Origin of the sequence: Mycobacterium sp. pV006 (assembly GCF_041287115.1) — a bacterium.
In the GTDB taxonomy this organism is placed as follows: Bacteria; Actinomycetota; Actinomycetes; order Mycobacteriales; family Mycobacteriaceae; genus Mycobacterium.
Map to the genome: position 1 here is coordinate 1 of NZ_JBGGKT010000054.1, position 1061 is coordinate 1061.

The window sequence follows — 1061 nt, forward strand, 5'->3', positions numbered from 1 at the left end:
CCTACAGGTTTACCCCAGTATTACCACTGACTGGTACGGCTACCTTCCTGCGTCACCCCATCGCTTGACTACTACCCACCTGGGTCCCGCGCAGCCCCACAACCCCATTGACCCGAAGGTCGCCGGTGGCTGCGGTTTTGGGCGGTTAGCAAGATGGATTCGTCAGGGGCGCCCACACACGGGTACGGGAATATCAACCCGTTGTCCATCGACTACGCCTGTCGGCCTCGCCTTAGGTCCCGACTCACCCTGGGCGGACTGGCCTGGCCCAGGAACCCTTGGTCTTCCGGCGGGCAAGGTTCTCACTTGCCTTATCGCTACTCATGCCTGCATTCTCACTCCCACACCCTCCACCACTCGATCACTCGGCGGCTTCACCGGATGCAGGACGCTCCCCTACCCAGCACACAAAGTGTGCTGCCGCGGCTTCGGCGGTGTGCTTGAGCCCCGCTACATTATCGGCGCACAATCACTTGACCAGTGAGCTATTACGCACTCTTTCAAGGGTGGCTGCTTCTAAGCCAACCTCCTGGTTGTCTTCGCGACTGCACATCCTTTTCCACTTAGCACACGCTTAGGGGCCTTAGCCGGCGATCTGGGCTGTTTCCCTCTCGACGCACGGAGCTTATCCCCCGCCGTCTCACTGCCGCATTACACCGTGTCGGCATTCGGAGTTTGGCTGACGTCAGTAACCTAGTAGGGCCCATCGGCCATCCAGTAGCTCTACCTCCGACACGAACACTGCGACGCTGCACCTAAATGCATTTCGGGGAGAACCAGCTATCACGGAGTTTGATTGGCCTTTCACCCCTACCCACAACTCATCCCCTCAGTCTTCAACCTAAGTGGGTTCGGGCCTCCACGCGGTCTTACCCGCGCTTCACCCTGGCCATGGGTAGATCACTCCGCTTCGGGTCCAGAACACACCACTACACCACACACTGTTGTGTGGATACGCCCTATTCAGACTCGCTTTCGCTACGGCTACCCCACCCGGGTTAACCTCGCGACATGTCCCTGACTCGCAGGCTCATTCTTCAAAAGGCACGCCATCACCCCAC

1 rRNA gene is annotated in these 1061 nt (G+C 59.1%); it reads right to left on the bottom strand.

The features are described from left to right. Positions 1-1061 (bottom strand): 23S ribosomal RNA (locus tag ACAG25_RS24755); the annotation flags it as partial.